General features: G+C 34.3%; 16 protein-coding genes. 3 read left to right on the top strand and 13 right to left on the bottom strand.

Translation table 11 applies throughout. The features are described from left to right. Nucleotides 1-3: 3 nt before the first annotated feature. The gene (locus R3L15_RS02035) at nt 4-2,631 is read left to right on the top strand and encodes a valine--tRNA ligase (protein ID WP_338732941.1); all 2,628 of its coding nucleotides are present in this window, start codon (nt 4-6) and stop codon (nt 2,629-2,631) included. Between the two features lies 1 nt (nt 2,632). Then, the gene (locus R3L15_RS02040) at nt 2,633-3,442 is read left to right on the top strand and encodes a DNA/RNA non-specific endonuclease (protein ID WP_338732942.1); all 810 of its coding nucleotides are present in this window, start codon (nt 2,633-2,635) and stop codon (nt 3,440-3,442) included. Here R3L15_RS02040 and R3L15_RS02045 read toward each other — a convergent pair. The 4 genes from R3L15_RS02045 to gcvP all read right to left on the bottom strand — a co-directional run bounded on the left by R3L15_RS02045 (nt 3,435) and on the right by gcvP (nt 8,820). After that, complete coding sequence (locus R3L15_RS02045) at nt 3,435-4,283, bottom strand: glycosyltransferase family 2 protein (RefSeq protein ID WP_338732943.1); 849 nt, start codon at nt 4,281-4,283, stop codon at nt 3,435-3,437. The genes R3L15_RS02040 and R3L15_RS02045 overlap by 8 nt on opposite strands. Continuing rightward, nucleotides 4,283-4,807, bottom strand: coding sequence for a methyltransferase (locus R3L15_RS02050; RefSeq protein WP_338732944.1), 525 nt, complete (start codon nt 4,805-4,807; stop codon nt 4,283-4,285). Before R3L15_RS02050 ends, R3L15_RS02045 begins: the two co-directional genes overlap by 1 nt. Nucleotides 4,808-4,809: 2 nt before the next feature. Then, nucleotides 4,810-5,868 carry a 3-oxoacyl-ACP synthase III family protein gene (locus R3L15_RS02055; protein ID WP_338732945.1) on the bottom strand — a complete coding sequence of 353 codons (1,059 nt, stop codon included), beginning with the start codon at nt 5,866-5,868 and terminating at the stop codon, nt 4,810-4,812. Between the two features lie 102 nt (nt 5,869-5,970). Beyond that, nucleotides 5,971-8,820: an aminomethyl-transferring glycine dehydrogenase gene (gene gcvP / locus R3L15_RS02060; protein ID WP_338732946.1), complete on the bottom strand. Its 2,850-nt coding sequence runs from the start codon at nt 8,818-8,820 to the stop codon at nt 5,971-5,973. Nucleotides 8,821-8,940: 120 nt separating this feature from the next. On the opposite strand from gcvP, the gene R3L15_RS02065 reads away from it, so the two are divergent. After that, nucleotides 8,941-9,771, top strand: coding sequence for a hypothetical protein (locus tag R3L15_RS02065; protein ID WP_338732947.1), 831 nt, complete (start codon nt 8,941-8,943; stop codon nt 9,769-9,771). Here the strand turns inward: R3L15_RS02065 and R3L15_RS02070 are convergent. The 9 genes from R3L15_RS02070 to R3L15_RS02110 all read right to left on the bottom strand — a co-directional run bounded on the left by R3L15_RS02070 (nt 9,754) and on the right by R3L15_RS02110 (nt 17,457). Continuing rightward, entirely contained in the window at nt 9,754-10,017 is a 264-nt protein-coding gene (locus tag R3L15_RS02070) for a hypothetical protein (RefSeq protein ID WP_338732949.1), read from the bottom strand. The two genes, R3L15_RS02065 and R3L15_RS02070, sit on opposite strands and share 18 nt — an antisense overlap. Before the next feature lie 3 nt (nt 10,018-10,020). Further along, nucleotides 10,021-10,572: a sigma-70 family RNA polymerase sigma factor gene (locus R3L15_RS02075; protein ID WP_338732950.1), complete on the bottom strand. Its 552-nt coding sequence runs from the start codon at nt 10,570-10,572 to the stop codon at nt 10,021-10,023. A gap of 461 nt (nt 10,573-11,033) precedes the next feature. Further along, on the bottom strand, nt 11,034-11,786 hold the full coding sequence (locus R3L15_RS02080; RefSeq protein WP_338732951.1) for a methyltransferase domain-containing protein: 753 nt from the start codon (nt 11,784-11,786) through the stop codon (nt 11,034-11,036). After that, nucleotides 11,750-12,517, bottom strand: a complete 768-nt coding sequence (locus tag R3L15_RS02085) for a DUF2071 domain-containing protein (protein ID WP_338732952.1) — start codon at nt 12,515-12,517, stop codon at nt 11,750-11,752. Before R3L15_RS02085 ends, R3L15_RS02080 begins: the two co-directional genes overlap by 37 nt. Then, on the bottom strand, nt 12,504-12,881 hold the full coding sequence (locus R3L15_RS02090) for a DoxX-like family protein (protein WP_338732953.1): 378 nt from the start codon (nt 12,879-12,881) through the stop codon (nt 12,504-12,506). Before R3L15_RS02090 ends, R3L15_RS02085 begins: the two co-directional genes overlap by 14 nt. A gap of 52 nt (nt 12,882-12,933) precedes the next feature. Beyond that, nucleotides 12,934-13,437: a MarR family transcriptional regulator gene (locus R3L15_RS02095; protein ID WP_338732954.1), complete on the bottom strand. Its 504-nt coding sequence runs from the start codon at nt 13,435-13,437 to the stop codon at nt 12,934-12,936. A gap of 140 nt (nt 13,438-13,577) precedes the next feature. Further along, nucleotides 13,578-15,611: a M3 family metallopeptidase gene (locus R3L15_RS02100; RefSeq protein ID WP_338732955.1), complete on the bottom strand. Its 2,034-nt coding sequence runs from the start codon at nt 15,609-15,611 to the stop codon at nt 13,578-13,580. A gap of 210 nt (nt 15,612-15,821) precedes the next feature. Next, nucleotides 15,822-16,301, bottom strand: coding sequence for a 5-(carboxyamino)imidazole ribonucleotide mutase (gene purE / locus R3L15_RS02105; RefSeq protein ID WP_338732956.1), 480 nt, complete (start codon nt 16,299-16,301; stop codon nt 15,822-15,824). Nucleotide 16,302: 1 nt separating this feature from the next. Beyond that, the gene (locus R3L15_RS02110; protein WP_338732958.1) at nt 16,303-17,457 is read right to left on the bottom strand and encodes a 5-(carboxyamino)imidazole ribonucleotide synthase; all 1,155 of its coding nucleotides are present in this window, start codon (nt 17,455-17,457) and stop codon (nt 16,303-16,305) included. Nucleotides 17,458-17,560: the final 103 nt, after the last annotated feature.

The following is a 17,560-nucleotide window of genomic DNA, read 5'->3' on the forward strand; positions in this document are numbered from 1 at the left end:
AGTATGAGTATTCCATCAAAATATGATGCTAATCAAGTAGAAAGTAAATGGTATGATTACTGGATGAAACATGAGTATTTTCATTCCACACCAGATAAACGTGAACCATATACCATAGTAATTCCACCACCAAACGTTACAGGTGTTTTACATATGGGACATATGCTAAATAACACCATTCAAGACGTGTTAATTCGTAGGGCGCGTTTACAAGGTAAAAATGCGTGTTGGGTGCCAGGAACAGATCATGCGTCTATAGCAACCGAAGCTAAAGTTGTAGCAAAGCTTAAAGCGCAAGGCATTGATAAAAACGATTTAACTCGAGACGAGTTTTTAAAGCATGCTTGGGATTGGACACATGAATATGGTGGTGTTATTCTAGATCAATTAAAAAAGCTGGGATGTTCTTGCGATTGGGATAGAACGAAGTTTACAATGGATGACGATATGTCTGAAAGCGTTACCAAAGTATTTATCGATTTATATAATAAAGGCCTAATATACCGTGGCTACCGCATGGTAAACTGGGATCCAGAAGCTAAAACAACTTTGTCCGACGAAGAGGTGATTTATGAAGAAAAGCAAGGGGTACTATATTATTTGGAATACAAAATTGAAGGTAGCGACGAAACTGTAACTATTGCAACCACACGTCCTGAAACCATTTTAGGAGATACAGCAATTTGTATTAACCCTAACGACGAGCGTTTCACACATTTAAAAGGAAAAAAGGCCATTGTGCCGTTGTGCGATCGTGTAATTCCTATTATAGAAGACGAGTATGTAGACCTTGAGTTTGGTACAGGATGCTTAAAAGTAACACCAGCTCATGATGAGAATGATAAAATGCTGGGTGATAAACACAACCTTGAAGTCGTAGACATTTTTAATGACGATGCTACACTGAATAGTTTTGGATTACATTATGAAGGCAAAGATCGTTTTGTAGTACGTAAAGAAATTTCTAAAGAGTTAGAAGATAAAGGGTATTTAGTAAAAACAGAAACTCATATTAATAAAGTAGGAACTTCCGAAAGAACAAAAGCTGTTATCGAGCCACGATTAAGCGACCAATGGTTTTTAAAAATGGAAGATTTGGTAAAACCAGCTATAAAAGCCGTTTTAGAAACCGAAGAGGTAAAACTATTCCCTAAAAAGTTCGAAAACACCTATCGCCATTGGATGGAAAACATTCGCGATTGGAATATTTCGCGACAATTATATTGGGGGCACCAAATTCCTGCCTACTATTATGGCGACGGTAAAGACGACTTTGTTGTTGCTGAAAGTATTGAAGAAGCCCATAGTTTAATCGAAAAAAAAGGAATCATCGTAGATCGCGAAGATATACGTCAGGATCAAGATGCCTTAGATACTTGGTTCTCATCTTGGTTATGGCCAATGAGCGTGTTCGATGGTGTTCGTAATCCAGAAAATGCCGAATTTAAATACTATTACCCTACAAACGATTTGGTAACTGGACCAGATATTTTATTCTTCTGGGTAGCGAGAATGATTATTGCAGGTTACGAATATACAGGCGAAAGACCATTCGAGAATGTATACTTAACCGGCTTGGTGCGCGACAAGCAACGCCGTAAAATGAGTAAATCCCTCGGTAACTCGCCAGATGCCTTAAAGTTAATTGAAGAATTTGGCGCCGATGGTGTTCGTGTAGGACTGCTGTTAAGTAGTGCGGCTGGTAATGATCTGTTGTTTGACGAAGCCTTATGCCAACAAGGTAAAAACTTTGGGAATAAAATCTGGAATGCCTTTAGATTAATTTCAGGTTGGGAAGTAAGCGAAACAATCGAACAGCCAGAATCTAGTAAAATAGCTATTGAATGGTTCGAAAATAAATTTCAGCAAACGTTAGCCGAAATAGAAGATCATTTTTCAAAATATCGTTTAAGTGATGCTTTAATGGCAACGTATAAGTTAATTTGGGACGATTTTTGTTCATGGCTGTTAGAGATGATTAAACCAGCATACGGCGAGCCAATCGATGCAAAAACATTACAACAAGTTATTGCGCTTTTCGAAGATAACTTACGCATCTTACATCCATTTATGCCATTTTTAACCGAAGAAATTTGGCAATTCATTTCTAAAAGAACACCAGAAGAAGCCCTAATTGTTGCTCAATGGCCAAAAGCAAAATCAGTAAACGAGAGTTTAATTGCTGAATTTGAAGTGGCACAGGATGTTGTTTCAGGCATACGAACCATTAGAAAAGAAAAGAATATTGCGTTTAAAGACGCTATTGATTTTTCAGTTTTAAATAACGATAAAATTAAACCAACATTCGATAGCGTTATTCAGAAATTAGGAAACTTAGACGCTATAAATTACGTTACCGAAGCTGTAAAGGGTGCGCTAACATTTAGAGTAAAGTCAAACGAGTATTTTATTCCAATGGCAGGTGCAATTGATGTGGAAGCTGAAATTGAAAAATTAACTGAAGAGTTAAACTACACCGAAGGCTTTTTAAAATCAGTACAAAAGAAACTATCTAACGAGCGTTTTGTTAACAATGCACCAGAACAAGTGGTAGCCAACGAGAAGAAAAAAGAAGCCGATGCTTTGGCAAAAATAGAAACGTTAAAAGCGAGTTTAGCATCGTTACAATAGTATGAGCAAACGAACCATATATTCCTTAATTACTATTTTTTTAGTCTGTGGAATATATGTGTTCGAAGCTTATCTTACCAAGAAGGAGCAAGAGGCTATTGTTAAAAACGGATTGTTAGAGAAAGAACTTACCAATACCTTTTTCTTGCCAACAAGTACAACTGGGCAAGTTGTGCATCACCATGGCTATTCCTTATCGTATAGTGAGCCAAACGAACAAGCCGAATGGGTAGCTTATGAGCTTAAAGAAAATCAATTAGTTAATTCTAACTTTAAACGACCCTATTTTGAAATCGATTCAACAGTAAAAACAAGTGCAGCCCATTGGCGAAATTATAAGCGTTCGGGGTACGATCGTGGACATTTATGTCCTGCTGCAGATAGAGAATTTGACTATAATTTGTATGTCGAGACCTTTTTAACAAGTAATATAAGTCCGCAGGAACATGAATTTAATGCAGGTGTTTGGAATAGATTAGAGCAAAAAATACGATATTGGGCAAAACGCTATCGTGGTGTTTATGTAATTACGGGAGGCATTTTAAAAGGTAATATGAAAACTATTGGTGAAGAACGTGTTTCGGTACCTAATCAGTTTTATAAAATTGTCATGGATTATAACGGTGGTAACCCTAAGGCTTTGGCGTTTTTAATACCTCATGAAAATTCAACCAGACCACTTTATAATTTTGTGGTTTCAATAGATTCTGTTGAAACATTAACAGGAATAGACTTTTTTCCAGAGTTAGAAGATACAATTGAAGATAAATTGGAAGCTTCAAATAGTTATAAAAACTGGTATTTTAATTAAATTTATTTAAAATACCTTTCCAGCGTAATTGACGTATAAACTTGCCTTGCTCCATGGTAACTAGTTGTTCAACCTTATTGTTTTTGGCTTTAAAATATCCCAATACATAATCTCTAAATAGCGAAAACCGACGTTTTTTGTAGGCTAGTTTTATAGCCGAAATAAGAGTAATTATAAACCCGTATCGCATTTTGTACATGGCTTCACCTTGTAAATATTTTGAGGCTTTGTTGTAGCTAATGCCTGTTGGTTTTAAGTGTTTAACATGAAGTGAATCATCGGTAATAAGTTGCCAGTTGTAAAATTTAGCTAGAAGTTCATCAACAGTGTCCCAACCCATTGATGGTTTTAGTTTGCCAATATCTAAAAAACATTGTTTACGATAAGCTTTTAAAGCGCCGCGTATATGGTCTTTGCGTGTTAAGTTTTCTAAAACCCAATGGCCATCTTTTTCAATATAGCAAAATCCAGCTGCCATACCAAGTTTAGGGTTTGTTCTAAAATGAGTAGCAATTTGTTCGAGATAATTTTCTGGAAAAATTAAGTCGGCATCAAATTTACAAATCACATCGTAGTTGTTATCTAAAGTTTCAAAGCCTTTATAAAACGCATTGATTATTTTACTGCCGGGCAAATGTTTGTTAGACGATTGATTGTTGATTAATGATATCCAATTGAATTTTTCACAAAATGATTCAACAATGTCCTGAGTATTATCGCTTGAGTGGTCGTTTACAACTACCACATGTTTAGGTAATAAGGTTTGCTTAACTAACGATTGAAGTGTGTGTGCAATGACATCGGCTTCATTATGAGCAGGTATGACAATGTAGAAGTTCATTAGTGTACTCTTTCGGCATAAACAATATAATATCTAGGCGTAAACCAACGAAGAAGAGGCCGGATACCTATTTTTTTTGTTGGATTGGTCCATTTTTTACGATCTATAATTTTCCACCCAGCCTTCTCTAAAAGCCAATCGAATTGCCAATCTTCAAATTCATGATAATGCCTGTCCCATTGGTCTGTTTTACTGCGGTAAGCCGAGGCAAACCATAATTTTAAGGGTACGCTAGCCACCAATTTATCCGTTTTTATGGATTTTAAAACGGTGTATGGCGATAGTAAATGCTCGAAAATTTCAAAAGCAGTTATTACATCAGCTTCAGAATTTTCAATGGTTGAGATGTTTTCATCTAAGTCTTCACCTTGTGTATTTTCAACATTAAACCCTTCAGCAGACATAATTTTAGAAAATGGATTTTCTACACCTAAATCTAAAATTGTCTCGTTAGTTGAAATGTGCTTTTTTAAGAATTCTAACGTATGTTTAAATCGTTTGTTAGGATATGTTTTTTCGTACATTATTAATATCTGTAAGCAATAGCGTTTATGTGCATACCAGCACCAACACTTGCAAATATAATAACATCGCCTTTTGAAAGAGAATGGTTTTCTAATTTATTGTGTTTAACCAAATCAAATAGTGTAGGTACGGTGGCAACAGAGCTATTTCCTAGTTTGTGAATACTCATAGGAGTAACGTTGTTTGGTTCTGGGGTTTTATAAAGTCTATAAAAACGTTTTATAATAGCTTCGTCCATTTTTTCGTTAGCCTGATGGATGAATATTTTTTTAACGTCTTTTATGTCAACGCCGCTATTATCTAGACAGGTTTTCATAGCTTTAGGAACTTGGGTTAAGGCAAACTCATAAATTTTTCTGCCTTGCATTTTAATATAGCGCGTGTCTGAAGATAGTTCTTGGTTATTGGATTTTCCGAAGAAGAGATAGTAGGCTTCATCATGAGTAAAGCTTGCTGTTTCATGTGATAAAATACCGTTGTTTTCGTTAGTTTGTTCGATAACAGTTGCGCCAGCGCCATCTGAAAATATCATGGAATCACGATCGTATTTATCAACTACTCGCGACAACGTTTCGGTGCCAATTACCAAGCATTTTTTAGCCATGCCTGCTTTAATAAATGCTTGTGCTTGAATAACGCCTTCTATCCAACCTGGACAGCCAAATAAAATATCATAAGCTACACACTTGGGATTTTTAATTCTAAGAATATGTTTTATTCTAGCGGCCAACCCAGGTAGAATATCGCTTTGATTGGTGTTGTGTTTAACATCGCCAAAATTATGTGCAACAATAATGTAGTCTAATGTTTCTGGATCAATGTTGGCATCGTTTATAGCTTTTTCGGCAGCAAATGCGCCAATGTCAGATGATGTTAAATGGTCTTGAACATATCTACGTTCCGTAATTCCTGTAATGGCTTCAAATTTTTCAACAATAACTTCGTTAGTAGAATTTATGGTTGAGCCATCTGTGTTTAAGAAGGTATGATTGTTAAAACTGTTGTTTTTTTCAATTGTCTCTGGAATGTAGCTTCCAGTTCCTGTTATAGTAATGCCCATAAAAAAGTTCGCTTTTAATCATTGCAATGTAACTAATATAATTACCAATAATTAAAAGCGAACTATAAATTATACATCTTTTACGATGTTCAAACTGTTAAATTAGGCTTCCATGTATTCTTCAATAGGCGCGCAAGTGCAGATTAAGTTACGGTCTCCGTAAGCGTCATTAACACGGCGTACTGATGGCCAAAATTTATTATCTTTAACATACTTTAACGGGTAAGCAGCTTTTTCTCTACTATATGGAAAGTGCCATTCTTCTGCCGTCAACATTTCTAATGTATGCGGTGCATTTTTAAGCACATTGTTAGTGTCTTCTTTCGATGTTATATCTATTTCTTCTTTAATTGAAATCATAGCATCACAGAAACGGTCTAACTCTTCTTTACTTTCACTTTCTGTAGGTTCAATCATTAAGGTTCCTGCAACTGGGAAAGATACCGTTGGTGCATGAAAACCGTAATCAATTAAACGCTTAGCAATATCGGTAACTTCTATACCATTGGCTTTAAATGGACGGCAATCTACAATCATTTCGTGTGCAGCACGTCCCATTTCACCAGAGTATAATGTTTCAAAATGTCCTTGAAGACGCTCTTTCATGTAGTTGGCGTTTAAGATAGCCATTTTGGTAGCGTCGGTAACCCCTTTAGTTCCTAACATTTTAATATAGCCGTACGATATTAAACATACTAAAGCAGATCCATAAGGTGCTGCAGAAATAGCATCTATAGCTTGATCACCACCTGTTTTTATTACAGGGTTTCCTGGTAAAAACGGTACTAATTGTTTCGCAACACAAATTGGTCCAACACCAGGACCGCCACCACCATGAGGAATGGCAAATGTTTTATGTAGGTTTAAGTGACAAACATCGGCGCCAATTTTACCTGGGTTAGTTAATCCAACTTGGGCATTCATATTAGCACCATCCATGTATACTTGTCCGCCGTTATCATGAATAATCTGTGTGATTTCTTTTATTGCCGATTCGTAAACACCGTGTGTTGAAGGATAAGTTACCATTAAGCAAGACAGATTGTCTTTATATAATTCGGCTTTTTCGCGTAGGTCGTCTACATCTATATTACCTTTTTCTGTAGATTTTGTTACCACCACTTTCATGCCTGCCATAACTGCAGATGCTGGGTTTGTACCGTGAGCTGAAGCCGGGATTAAGCAAATATTTCTATGGCCTTCACCTCGCGATTCGTGGTAAGCCTTGATGACCATTAATCCTGCAAATTCACCTTGTGCACCAGAGTTTGGTTGTAGCGATGTGGCAGCAAAACCAGTAATTTCAGTTAATTGGTCTTCTAGTTCTTTTAAAACTGTAAGGTAGCCTTTAGCTTGTTTTGCTGGAACAAAAGGATGTACATTTGCCCATTTAAAAATGCTTAAAGGAAGCATTTCTGCTGCAGCATTTAATTTCATGGTACAAGAACCTAACGAAATCATGGAGTGATTCAATGACAAATCTTTGCGTTCTAATTTCTTGATGTAACGCATTAATTCGGTTTCGGAATGATACTTATTGAAAACATCTTCGGTTAAAAATGATGTTTTACGTTGTAGGTCTTCCGAAATAGCGTTTTCTTGAGGAATGCTATCTATAGTAAAGGCTTCCTTATTGGCGATTTCAGAAAAGACTAAGATTAAATAATTTAAATCGCGAACAGAGGTTGTTTCATTAATAGAAATAGTTACTGTTTCCTCATCTGGGTAGTGGAAATTAACTTTCATTTTCTTAGCTAATTTCTTTACCTTTTTAGCGTTAGTTTTTATTTGAAGTGTATCAAAAAATTCAGTGTTTACTTGCTCAAATCCTAATTGTTTTAAAGCGTTAGAAAGTAATACTGTTGCACTATGTACACGGTTAGCTATAAATTCTAAACCTTTTGGGCCGTGATAAACAGCGTACATTCCAGCCATAACAGCTAAAAGTACTTGAGCGGTACAAATGTTTGATGTAGCGCGATCGCGTTTTATATGTTGCTCGCGTGTTTGTAAAGCCATTCGCAAAGCACGATTGCCATCCATATCTTTAGTTACACCAATTATTCGACCTGGAATTTCACGTTTATAAGCTTCTTTTGTTGCAAAATAAGCTGCGTGAGGTCCGCCGTATCCCATAGGGATACCAAAACGTTGTGTGGTTCCTACAACTACATCGGCTCCAAATTTTCCTGGAGCTTCTAGCTTAACTAAACTTAAAATATCGGCAGCAACAGCTACTTTTATATTGTTGGTGTTTGCCTTTTCTATGAATGATTTTATATCGGTTACTTGACCGTATTTTCCTGGGTATTGTAGTATGGCTCCAAAGAATTCAGAAGAAAAATCAAAGTTATCTTCTTTTCCTATAACCAATTCAATACCTATTGGTAATGCTCTTGATTTAAGAAGGGAAAGAGTTTGTGGTAAAATGTCTTCTGAGACAAAAAACTTGTTAATGCCAGCTTTTTTTTGTGCTCTTTCGCGAACAGCAAATAATAAACTCATGGCTTCAGCAGCAGCTGTACTTTCATCTAAAAGAGAGGCGTTAGCGAGTTCCATTCCAGTAAGATCGGCAATCATGGTTTGGAAGTTTAAAAGGGCTTCCAAGCGTCCTTGGGCAATTTCGGCTTGATAAGGTGTGTAAGCCGTGTACCAACCTGGATTTTCCAAAATATTACGTTGAATAACAGCAGGTAAAATGGTTGGGTGGTAGCCTAAACCAATATAGGTTTTATAGACTTTGTTCTTTTTTGATAAGTTATGAATATGAACCAGATATTCTTGTTCGCTCATGGCTTCGTCAAGATTAAGTGGCTCTTCAAGTTTTATACCATCTGGGAGAGTTTCAAAAATAAGTTGCTCTAGAGAGTCTACACCAATGGTGTTTAGCATCTCTTTTTGTTCCTGTTGATCTGAGCCAATATGGCGCAGTGCAAAAGACGTTGTATTCATTAAAATTATAGTTGCGTTTAAAGCTGCAAAATTACGGAATAATTCAGGGTTTTTTGTTAAAGAGAACTAAAGTTTTTAACCAAAAATAGTGGTTATTAACACATTGCTTATTTTTGTGGTATGCAGTTGGCAAAAAATCTTTTTAACTTTTATCTTAATAGCAGTATTCATGTGGCTTTAAGTGTGTTTGCGTTGTCCTGGGTTACGGTTATTGAATTTGATTTCTCTTTTGATGAAAATGTAATGAGTTTTGTTTTTTTTGCATCGATTACAGGTTATAATTTTGTGAAGTATTTTGGGTTAGCAAAATTTCATCATAGAAGTTTGGCAAAATGGCTTAGAGTCATACAGGTTTTTTCGTTGTTGTGCTTCGTAGCCATGATTGTTTTTTTCTTTACATTAAAACCAAATACTTGGTGGTATATTTTAGGAATGGCTGTGGTCACTTTCTTATATGCCATACCTTTTATACCTCGAAAATATGTGTTTGATTCTCATAATAATTTGCGAGATATTGGTGGTATAAAAGTCTATATTATTGCTTGTGTTTGGGCTATTGTAACAGTGTGCTTGCCTTTAGCGAATGGTGGTTATGAGGTAAGTTTTGATGTGTTAATTACGGTACTGCAACGGTTTGTGTTTGTGTTGGTGCTGATGTTGCCTTTTGAAATTAGAGATTTGCAATATGATAGTTTGAAACTAGCAACTATTCCGCAGAAGATAGGCGTGAAGCGAACCAAAATTTTAGGAAGTTTGGGATTGGTTGTTTTTTGTTTGTTGGAATTAATGAAAGATCATGTTCAAAGAGATTTTTTAACATCTACAGTTATTATTTCAATTATAACACTGTTGTTTTTATGGTTTTCAACGCAAAAGCAAAAGGTTTATTATTGTGCATTTTGGGTAGAGGCTATTCCTATATTTTGGTTGCTGTTATTGCTGCTTTTTTAATTCCTGTTTAAACTGTTTTTGTAAGTGTTTTTTTTCGGAATTATTTAAACAGTTAATATTTGAGCCTTTAATGCTATGAGTGAGTTTTTTATTTCTTTTAACGTAAGAACGCGTTACACGACACCATAAATATCTAACGTTTAATTTCATTTTTTCTAGAATAGAGGCTTCTTTGTATTGCGCTTTATCGCAAATATGCTTCGCTTCGTCACAAGAAATAAATAAAAAAGACTTTTTTTGTTTCATAATTTAAAACCAAGTTTTTTCCATACAATCTGCCATAGCATTTCTAGCTCTATGGATAATTACCCAAAGGTTAGACGCAGTAATATTTAATTCATTACAAATAGTCTCGGTATCAAGACCTTCAATTGTTTTCATTCTAAAAACGCTAGCTTGTTTTTCGGGAAGTTTGTCTAAGCATTTAAAAATAGCCTCACCTAATTCGTCGTTTTGTAAATCATCTTCAGCAGTTTTGTCGTAAGGGTCGGCAACTTGTTCTTCTAGCCAGTCACCATCATTGTCTTCTGCATTATAACTCATTCTTACTTCTGCCTGCCCTTTTTTAGAATTGATTTTGCGGTAATAATCAATAATTTTTCGTTTTAAAATGGCAATAAGCCACGTGCGTTCGCTAGCATTGCCCTTAAAGTTTTTCATAGATTTTAATGCCGCAAAAAACGTGTCTTGAACTAAATCCTTAGCCATTTCACGGTCGTTAACACGTGAAATGGTGTAGTTAAAAAGATAATCGGAGTATTTGTTTATCCAATTATCAGGATTTAGTTTGTGGGTTGGCATTTTCTTTTTACTGGGATTTAATCAAAGTTAGGTAAAAAATTTAGTTCTATAACTTATTCATGTAATATGTTAGTAAGAAGGTAAGGCTAAAATATAACCACAATAATGAAAACAAGATATGAATTACGGTTTCAAATATTTTGCCTTTCCATAATTTTGGAGAATACACAAAGAATTGAAACAATAGTCTGAAACTCCAAAATACACCTAGTCCCAATGCTATTTTTTTACCTAATAAAGTTTCGGTTAGTTCTACTGAAGAAGTAATGCATAACAATCCCATCAAGCCAACTGTGATTGCAATAAAGAATGTATGAGTTTGCATCATCTGATTATTAATTAAACTCAAATGTTTTAGTTCTTTATTCCAATTAAAATACTTTGGGAAAGCAATGTGGATACATGCTAGTACTAGTAAAAGATAGCCAGCTATTTTTATATGAATTATCATAATGTATTTATTAAGGTTGGTAATTGAATACTGACATAAAAGGAGTGAATTTATTTTCGTTAAACGTTGTGAATCCAGCATTTTTAAAAGCTGTTTTCCAATGCCTTCTTGAAAAGAAATGTGTAAAACCAAAAGAAAAAGCCATAAAGTTTGGAAAGTCTCGTAAGTGTTCTACCATAATGAGTTTTCCGTTAGGTTTACAGATTCTGTGGCATTCTTTTAAAAATTGAACTTTTTCATTATAAGATCGAATTTCATGAGCTGTTGAAAGAAGAAAAATAATATCTACAGAATGTGTTTGAAGCGGAATGTGATCAGTTTTTATTTGTAAAGTGTTAGGGTAGGTTAAACTTACTTTTCTTGCTCTAACAATTGCAAGTTCTGTATGTTGTTTAGCATTGTAAAAATCAAATACCTGAAGTTTTGATTTTGGAAACTTATTCTTCAAAATATAGCTTGTTTCATCAAAACCTGCATTAATGTTTACGGCTAGCTTTTTTTCAGAATCTTCAAGTTGTAATGACTTTAGCCAATCAAAATTATAGTAACCTGAAAAATCGTAGACATAAGCCGAAACTATTAATGGCATCATTAATCCATATAAGAATAGACCTATAATTATCCATAATAGTGCTTGCGACCACTGAAAATATAATTGACTTAAAATTATTATTGTAATTGCTGTAATTCCTATAACATAAAAGTGTCTGTTAAAGCTTAAAATGTTTAGGACGCCTTGAAATTTTTTTCGTTTTGTTTCCATATTTCTTTTTTTCCTTTTTTCCAATAATACGGGATGTGTTCAATAATAAATGCGTTTGCTAGATGATGGTTTTTTAATTTAAGGGCATTGATAAACTCAAATTTATACTCAATTACTTTTAATGGTTTTGGTTTCCAGTTTTGTCTTACACCTTCAATAATCAATACTTCTTTTTTCTCTTTATTATAAGTGAATGTAAAGGGTAAAGGACCAGCAAATCGTCGTGCTTCTTTCCAGTTTAAAAAAGGTGAGTTTTTAGGTAAATCCGTAGCTTTATCATCTTTTTTGTAAGTGATTTTAAAATTTGATTTTTTAGAGGTTATTTCAACATTGTTTTTGGTTTTTATTTTTGTAATATCAGTAGTTGTATAATTATAATGGGTAAAGATGTTGCCCATGAAGGCCATTTTTTGTTTATCAGTTTCTGACTTTATTATGTATAATCCGCGTAAACGTTTGCCTTTGTTAGTGGTGTAGCGCACAAAAATGCGATAGCCAATTAAGAAAAAATCATTACCTAATAATTTTGGAAATCCCTTAGGACGTAAATTTTTGGTTTGTACCATGGCTATAGCTATGAATGCCCATTTATCTTGAAATGTGTCTAGTTGTAAACAATCAGGTATTAAGGGCTCCAACTGTTTTTTTGGCACGGCAAATGTTAATACAACCGAGCTTTCAAACAAAGCTTCAACTCCAAAGGGATGATTTTTAAGATTAGATAAGTTCATGATGCGTTTTGTTAATATGATAGTGATTGCAGTAAATAACGACGATTAATACAAGGGCGAACAATGCGTTTAGCTTTCCCCAAAATAACAGTTCAGGAGTGATTATGAATTCTAAAATGTTCATGCTTGCTATAATTACAATTTGGGTAATAGTATTAAATTTTGTGGCTTTATTAGATAGAATCCAAAACGCCATAGTAATTTCTAAAATTCCTATTATTATGGTTAAAGGTCTTGAGTAGTCTTCACCCAAAATTTTTGAAACAATTTGTTCGTGTCTAGGCACTGCATTTAAAACCTTACAAAACAGTCCGTTTATAAACCAGATACTTGCTATAATTATATTGTTTATTTTTTGATTCATCTTTATATGTTTTGAACTTTCAAAAAATATTGAAAGTTTATTGCAAATTTTTTTATTTAAAAAGTTTAAGTAATGATTTTGTTAACCAATTTTGCTTTTGGTTTACAGCCTTATTAATCATAAGGTCTATTGTATCGGTTAATTCGTGTAGTGCTTTAGTTTGTTTTATTAGTTCTTTAGTATTTTTTGTGCCATCATCTTCTATGGATGAAACGTCTTTAAGTATTTTTATAACTGGCTTTATCTCACGTCTGCTTCGTTCTTTAGCTACAATTATTGCTAATTCTTGTACATCTTTTTCTGTTGTAAAGTATTCTCTACGTTCACCAGGGATAATTTCTTTAGTAACAATACCCCAATCCATTAACTGCCTTAGATTCATGCTTGTATTACCTCTGGAAATTTTTAGTTCGTCCATGATGTCTTCCATAGATAAAGGTTTTGTGGCTATAAAAAGAAGGGCTTGTATTTGTGCCATAGCTTTATTTATGCCCCAAAGAGAACCTAAACTTCCCCAAGTGCTAATAAATTTGTCTTTGGCTTCTTTGTATTTCATAAGACAAATATATAAAACATTTTAAACTTTCAAAAAATATTGAAAGTTTATTTTATTTTTCAGTTTGTTATTCTGAGATCAGTAAAAAATTCCTTGGCAAGAAAGGATGAGATGCTGAATCAAGTTCAGCATGACAAGCTTTATTTCTCAATCAATCCTGCACGTCTTAATAAAGCTTCGGGTTGTGGTTCTTTACCACGAAAACGCTTGTATAAAGTCATTGGATCTTCGGTGCCACCTTGAGAGAGTACGTTCTCTTTAAATTTATCTGCTACAGTTTTACTAAAAATGCCGTCTTCTTTAAAATATTCAAAAGCATCGGCATCTAAAACTTCTGCCCATTTATAGCTATAATATCCTGAAGAATATCCACCTTGAAAAATATGAGAAAACGAGGTGCTCATACAATTTTCAGAAACATCTGGATAAAGTTTGGTGTTTTTAAAAGCATTAAGTTCGTGACTTTTTACACTTTTTATATGTGATGGGTCTTGACCATGCCAACTCATATCTAATAATCCGAAGCTTAACTGACGTAACGTTTGCATACCTTCGTGAAAAGTTGATGACGCTTTAATTTTTTCTATTAAGTCCATTGGAATCACTTCGCCAGTTTCATAATGTGTGGCAAACAATTCTAAGGCTTCTTTTTCGTAACACCAATTTTCTAACACTTGACTTGGTAGTTCTACAAAATCCCAAAAAACACTTGTTCCTGAAAGACTTGGGTAGGTTGTGTTTGCTAGCATACCATGTAGGGCATGTCCAAACTCGTGGAACAATGTGGTTACCTCGTTAAAAGTTAATAACGACGGTTTTGTTTTTGTTGGTTTGGTAAAATTACATACAATAGAAATGTGTGGTCTGCTGTTTTCACCATTTTTTACATATTGCGGTTTGTAAACAGTCATCCATGCGCCATTGCGTTTTCCTTCACGTGGGAAAAAGTCGGCGTAGAAAATAGAAATATAGTTACCCTTATTATCGGTTACTTTATAGGTTAAAACGTCTGGATGGTATTTATCAATAGTGTCAATTTCTTCAAAATTTAGTCCGTAAAGTTTTTTGGCAACAGTAAAAACACCATTAATAACGTTTTCTAACTTAAAATAAGGTTTTAGCTTTTCGTCGTCTAGGTCGAAAAGTTTTTGTTTTAGTTTTTCTGAATAATAAGCGCTATCCCATTTTTGTAATTGGTCAATATTATCCAAATCTTTAGCAAAATCGCTTAGTTTTTTAAACTCTTTAGTAGCAGCGGGTTTGGCTTTTTCTAAAAGGTCGTTTAAAAAGGTGTTTACGGTTTCTGGGGTTTTTGCCATACGCTCTTCGAGAACAAAATGGGCGTGGGTTTTATAGCCTAATAAGTTAGCGCGTTTATGACGTAGATTGGCAATTTTTAAAACAATATCTTGGTTGTCAAGATTATCGTTATGAAACCCTTTAGAACCAAATGCAAGCGCTAGTTTTTTTCGTAATTCACGGTTATCTGCATAGGTCATGAATGGAATATAACTAGGGTATTGTAATGTAATAATCCAACCTTCTTTTCCTTTTTGTTCGGCAGTTTGTTTAGCATCTTCTTTAGCGCTTTCAGGAAGTCCAGATAAATCGGCTTCGTTGGTAACATGAAGCTCATATTTATTGGTTTCTGCTAGAACATTTTCACCAAAAGTGAGTTTTAGTTTACTGAGTTCTTTATCTATTTCGCGAAGTTGTTGTTTTTTGTCTTCGGGTAGGTTAGCACCGTTTCTTGAAAAGCTTTTGTACTTTTTATCTAGAAGTGTTTGTTGCTCTTTATTTAGGTTTAAAGAATCTTTTTGATTGTAAACTTCTTTAACACGTTTAAATAACGCTTCATTTAAAGTAATGTCGTTACTAAACTCAGATAGCAAAGGTGAAACTTCTTGTGCTATTTTTTGAATATCTTCGTTGGTTTCAGCAGAATTAAGGTTAAAGAAAATACTTGAGACTCTATCCAACTGTTCTCCAGAAAAATCTAAGGCTTCTATAGTATTCTTAAAACTAGGTGCTTCTGAATTATGTGTAATGTCGTTTATTTCAGCTTTAGCATTTTTTATAGCTTGTTTAAAAGCAGGAAGAAAATGGTCGTTTTTAATTTTTGAAAAAGGTGCTGTATTGTGTTGTGTGTCAAAAGGTTGTTTTAAAATAATCATAGTTTTTTAGCTAATGTGAGTAAAAAAGTAATTGCTTTCCTACTAATGAGTTGTAAATCTGAATATTAACAAAAGTTTTGGTTTTTTTTCAAATATTAGGTGTTATATTTGCACCGATTTTTCATAAGTGATTTAAAAGGAACCCCCTTTTAAATAAATTGGTTAATAGCGTTAAAAGCCTCGACAACTGTCGAGGCTTTTATTTTTATATTATAAATTTTTGGCAGATTCGTGAACTTTCGCTTTTAAGTTTTCTTTGTAATCTATAATTTTTTCTAGGATATTTTTATTCGAACTTCCCAAAATTTGCGCAGCTAAAATACCTGCATTTTTTGCGCCATCTAAAGCAACAGTGGCAACAGGAACACCGCCAGGCATTTGTAAAATAGATAGAACAGAGTCCCAACCATCAATAGAATTTCTGCTTTTTACAGGAACACCAATTACAGGAAGTGGCGATAAAGAGGCAACCATACCTGGTAAATGAGCCGCACCACCAGCACCAGCAATTATAACAGCAATATCTCTTTTATGAGCATTGGAACCATAGTCGAATAATTTGTCTGGAGTACGATGTGCTGATACAATATCAACGTCTACTTCTATATCAAATTCTTTTAAAATATCGATAGCGTCTTGCATGACAGGCAAATCGCTTTTACTTCCCATTATTATACCTACTTTACTCATATTATTTGCTTATTACTTTAATTGTGTTTTTTACTTGTTCAGCTATTTTTCTTGCTGTATTAATGTCTTTATCTACTATAGTAACGTGCCCCATTTTTCTAAATGGCCTAGTTTGTTTTTTACCGTAAATATGTGGTGTAACACCATCCATTTTCATAATGTTTTCAATGTTTTCGTATACAACATCACCAGTGTGGTTTTCTGCACCAACTAAATTTACCATAATACCGCCAACTTTACTATCTGTTTTTCCTAAAGGAAGATTTAAAATAGCACGTAAATGTTGCTCAAATTGCGACGTGTAGCTCGCCTCTATAGTTTGATGCCCAGAATTATGTGGTCTTGGAGCAACCTCGTTAACTAAAATGGTGTCGTCTTGTGTTTGAAACATTTCTACAGCTAATAAGCCTACATGATTAAACGCTTTGGATGTTTGAAGTGCAACCTCTTGCGCTTTTTTAGCCACGGTTTCATCTATTCTAGCGGGGCAAATAACATATTCTACTTGATTGGCTTCTGGGTGAAACTCCATTTCTACAACAGGGAATGTTTTAACCTCGCCAGCAGCATTTCGTGCCACAATAACGGCCAGTTCGTTTTTAAACGGAATCATTTTTTCGGCAATACATTCTACATTGGGTAGTCCTTCTAAATCGTCAAGTTGTCTTATCACTTTTACACCGTTTCCATCGTAACCAAATTGGGCACTTTTCCATACAAAAGGCAATTCTAAACCGCCATTGTTTAAGGCTTCTCTTATTTCAGTAGTATAAGCAAACCTTGAAAATTCGGCAGTAGGAATATTGTTATCAATATAAAATAACTTTTGTTTGGCTTTATTTTGAATGGTGCGTAATGTTTTAGATGACGGGAAAACAGTAATGCCTTCCTTTTCTAAAGTTTCTAAAGCATCAACATTAACGTTTTCAATTTCAATGGTTAGTGTATTAACATTTCTTCCAAAGGAAACAACCGTGTCATAATCCATTAAATCGCCTTGAGAAAATTCGTTGCAATCAATTTTTGAAGGAGCTTCGTTACTAGGATCTAAAACACAAGTGTAAACATCAAATTTTCTTGTATTGTAGAGTATCATTTTGCCAAGTTGCCCACCGCCAAGGATACCAAGCTTAAAGTTAGAGGAGAATAAATCCATTCTGCGAAATATTTTCAGCAAAAATACAAATCAATATGCTGTGAAAAAAGCTAAAACAGAAACAATGTAAAGGCAAATTCGCAAAACGTTAATCAAATGATTA

The organism is Mangrovimonas cancribranchiae (assembly GCF_037126245.1).
Classification (GTDB): Bacteria; Bacteroidota; Bacteroidia; order Flavobacteriales; family Flavobacteriaceae; genus Mangrovimonas; species Mangrovimonas cancribranchiae.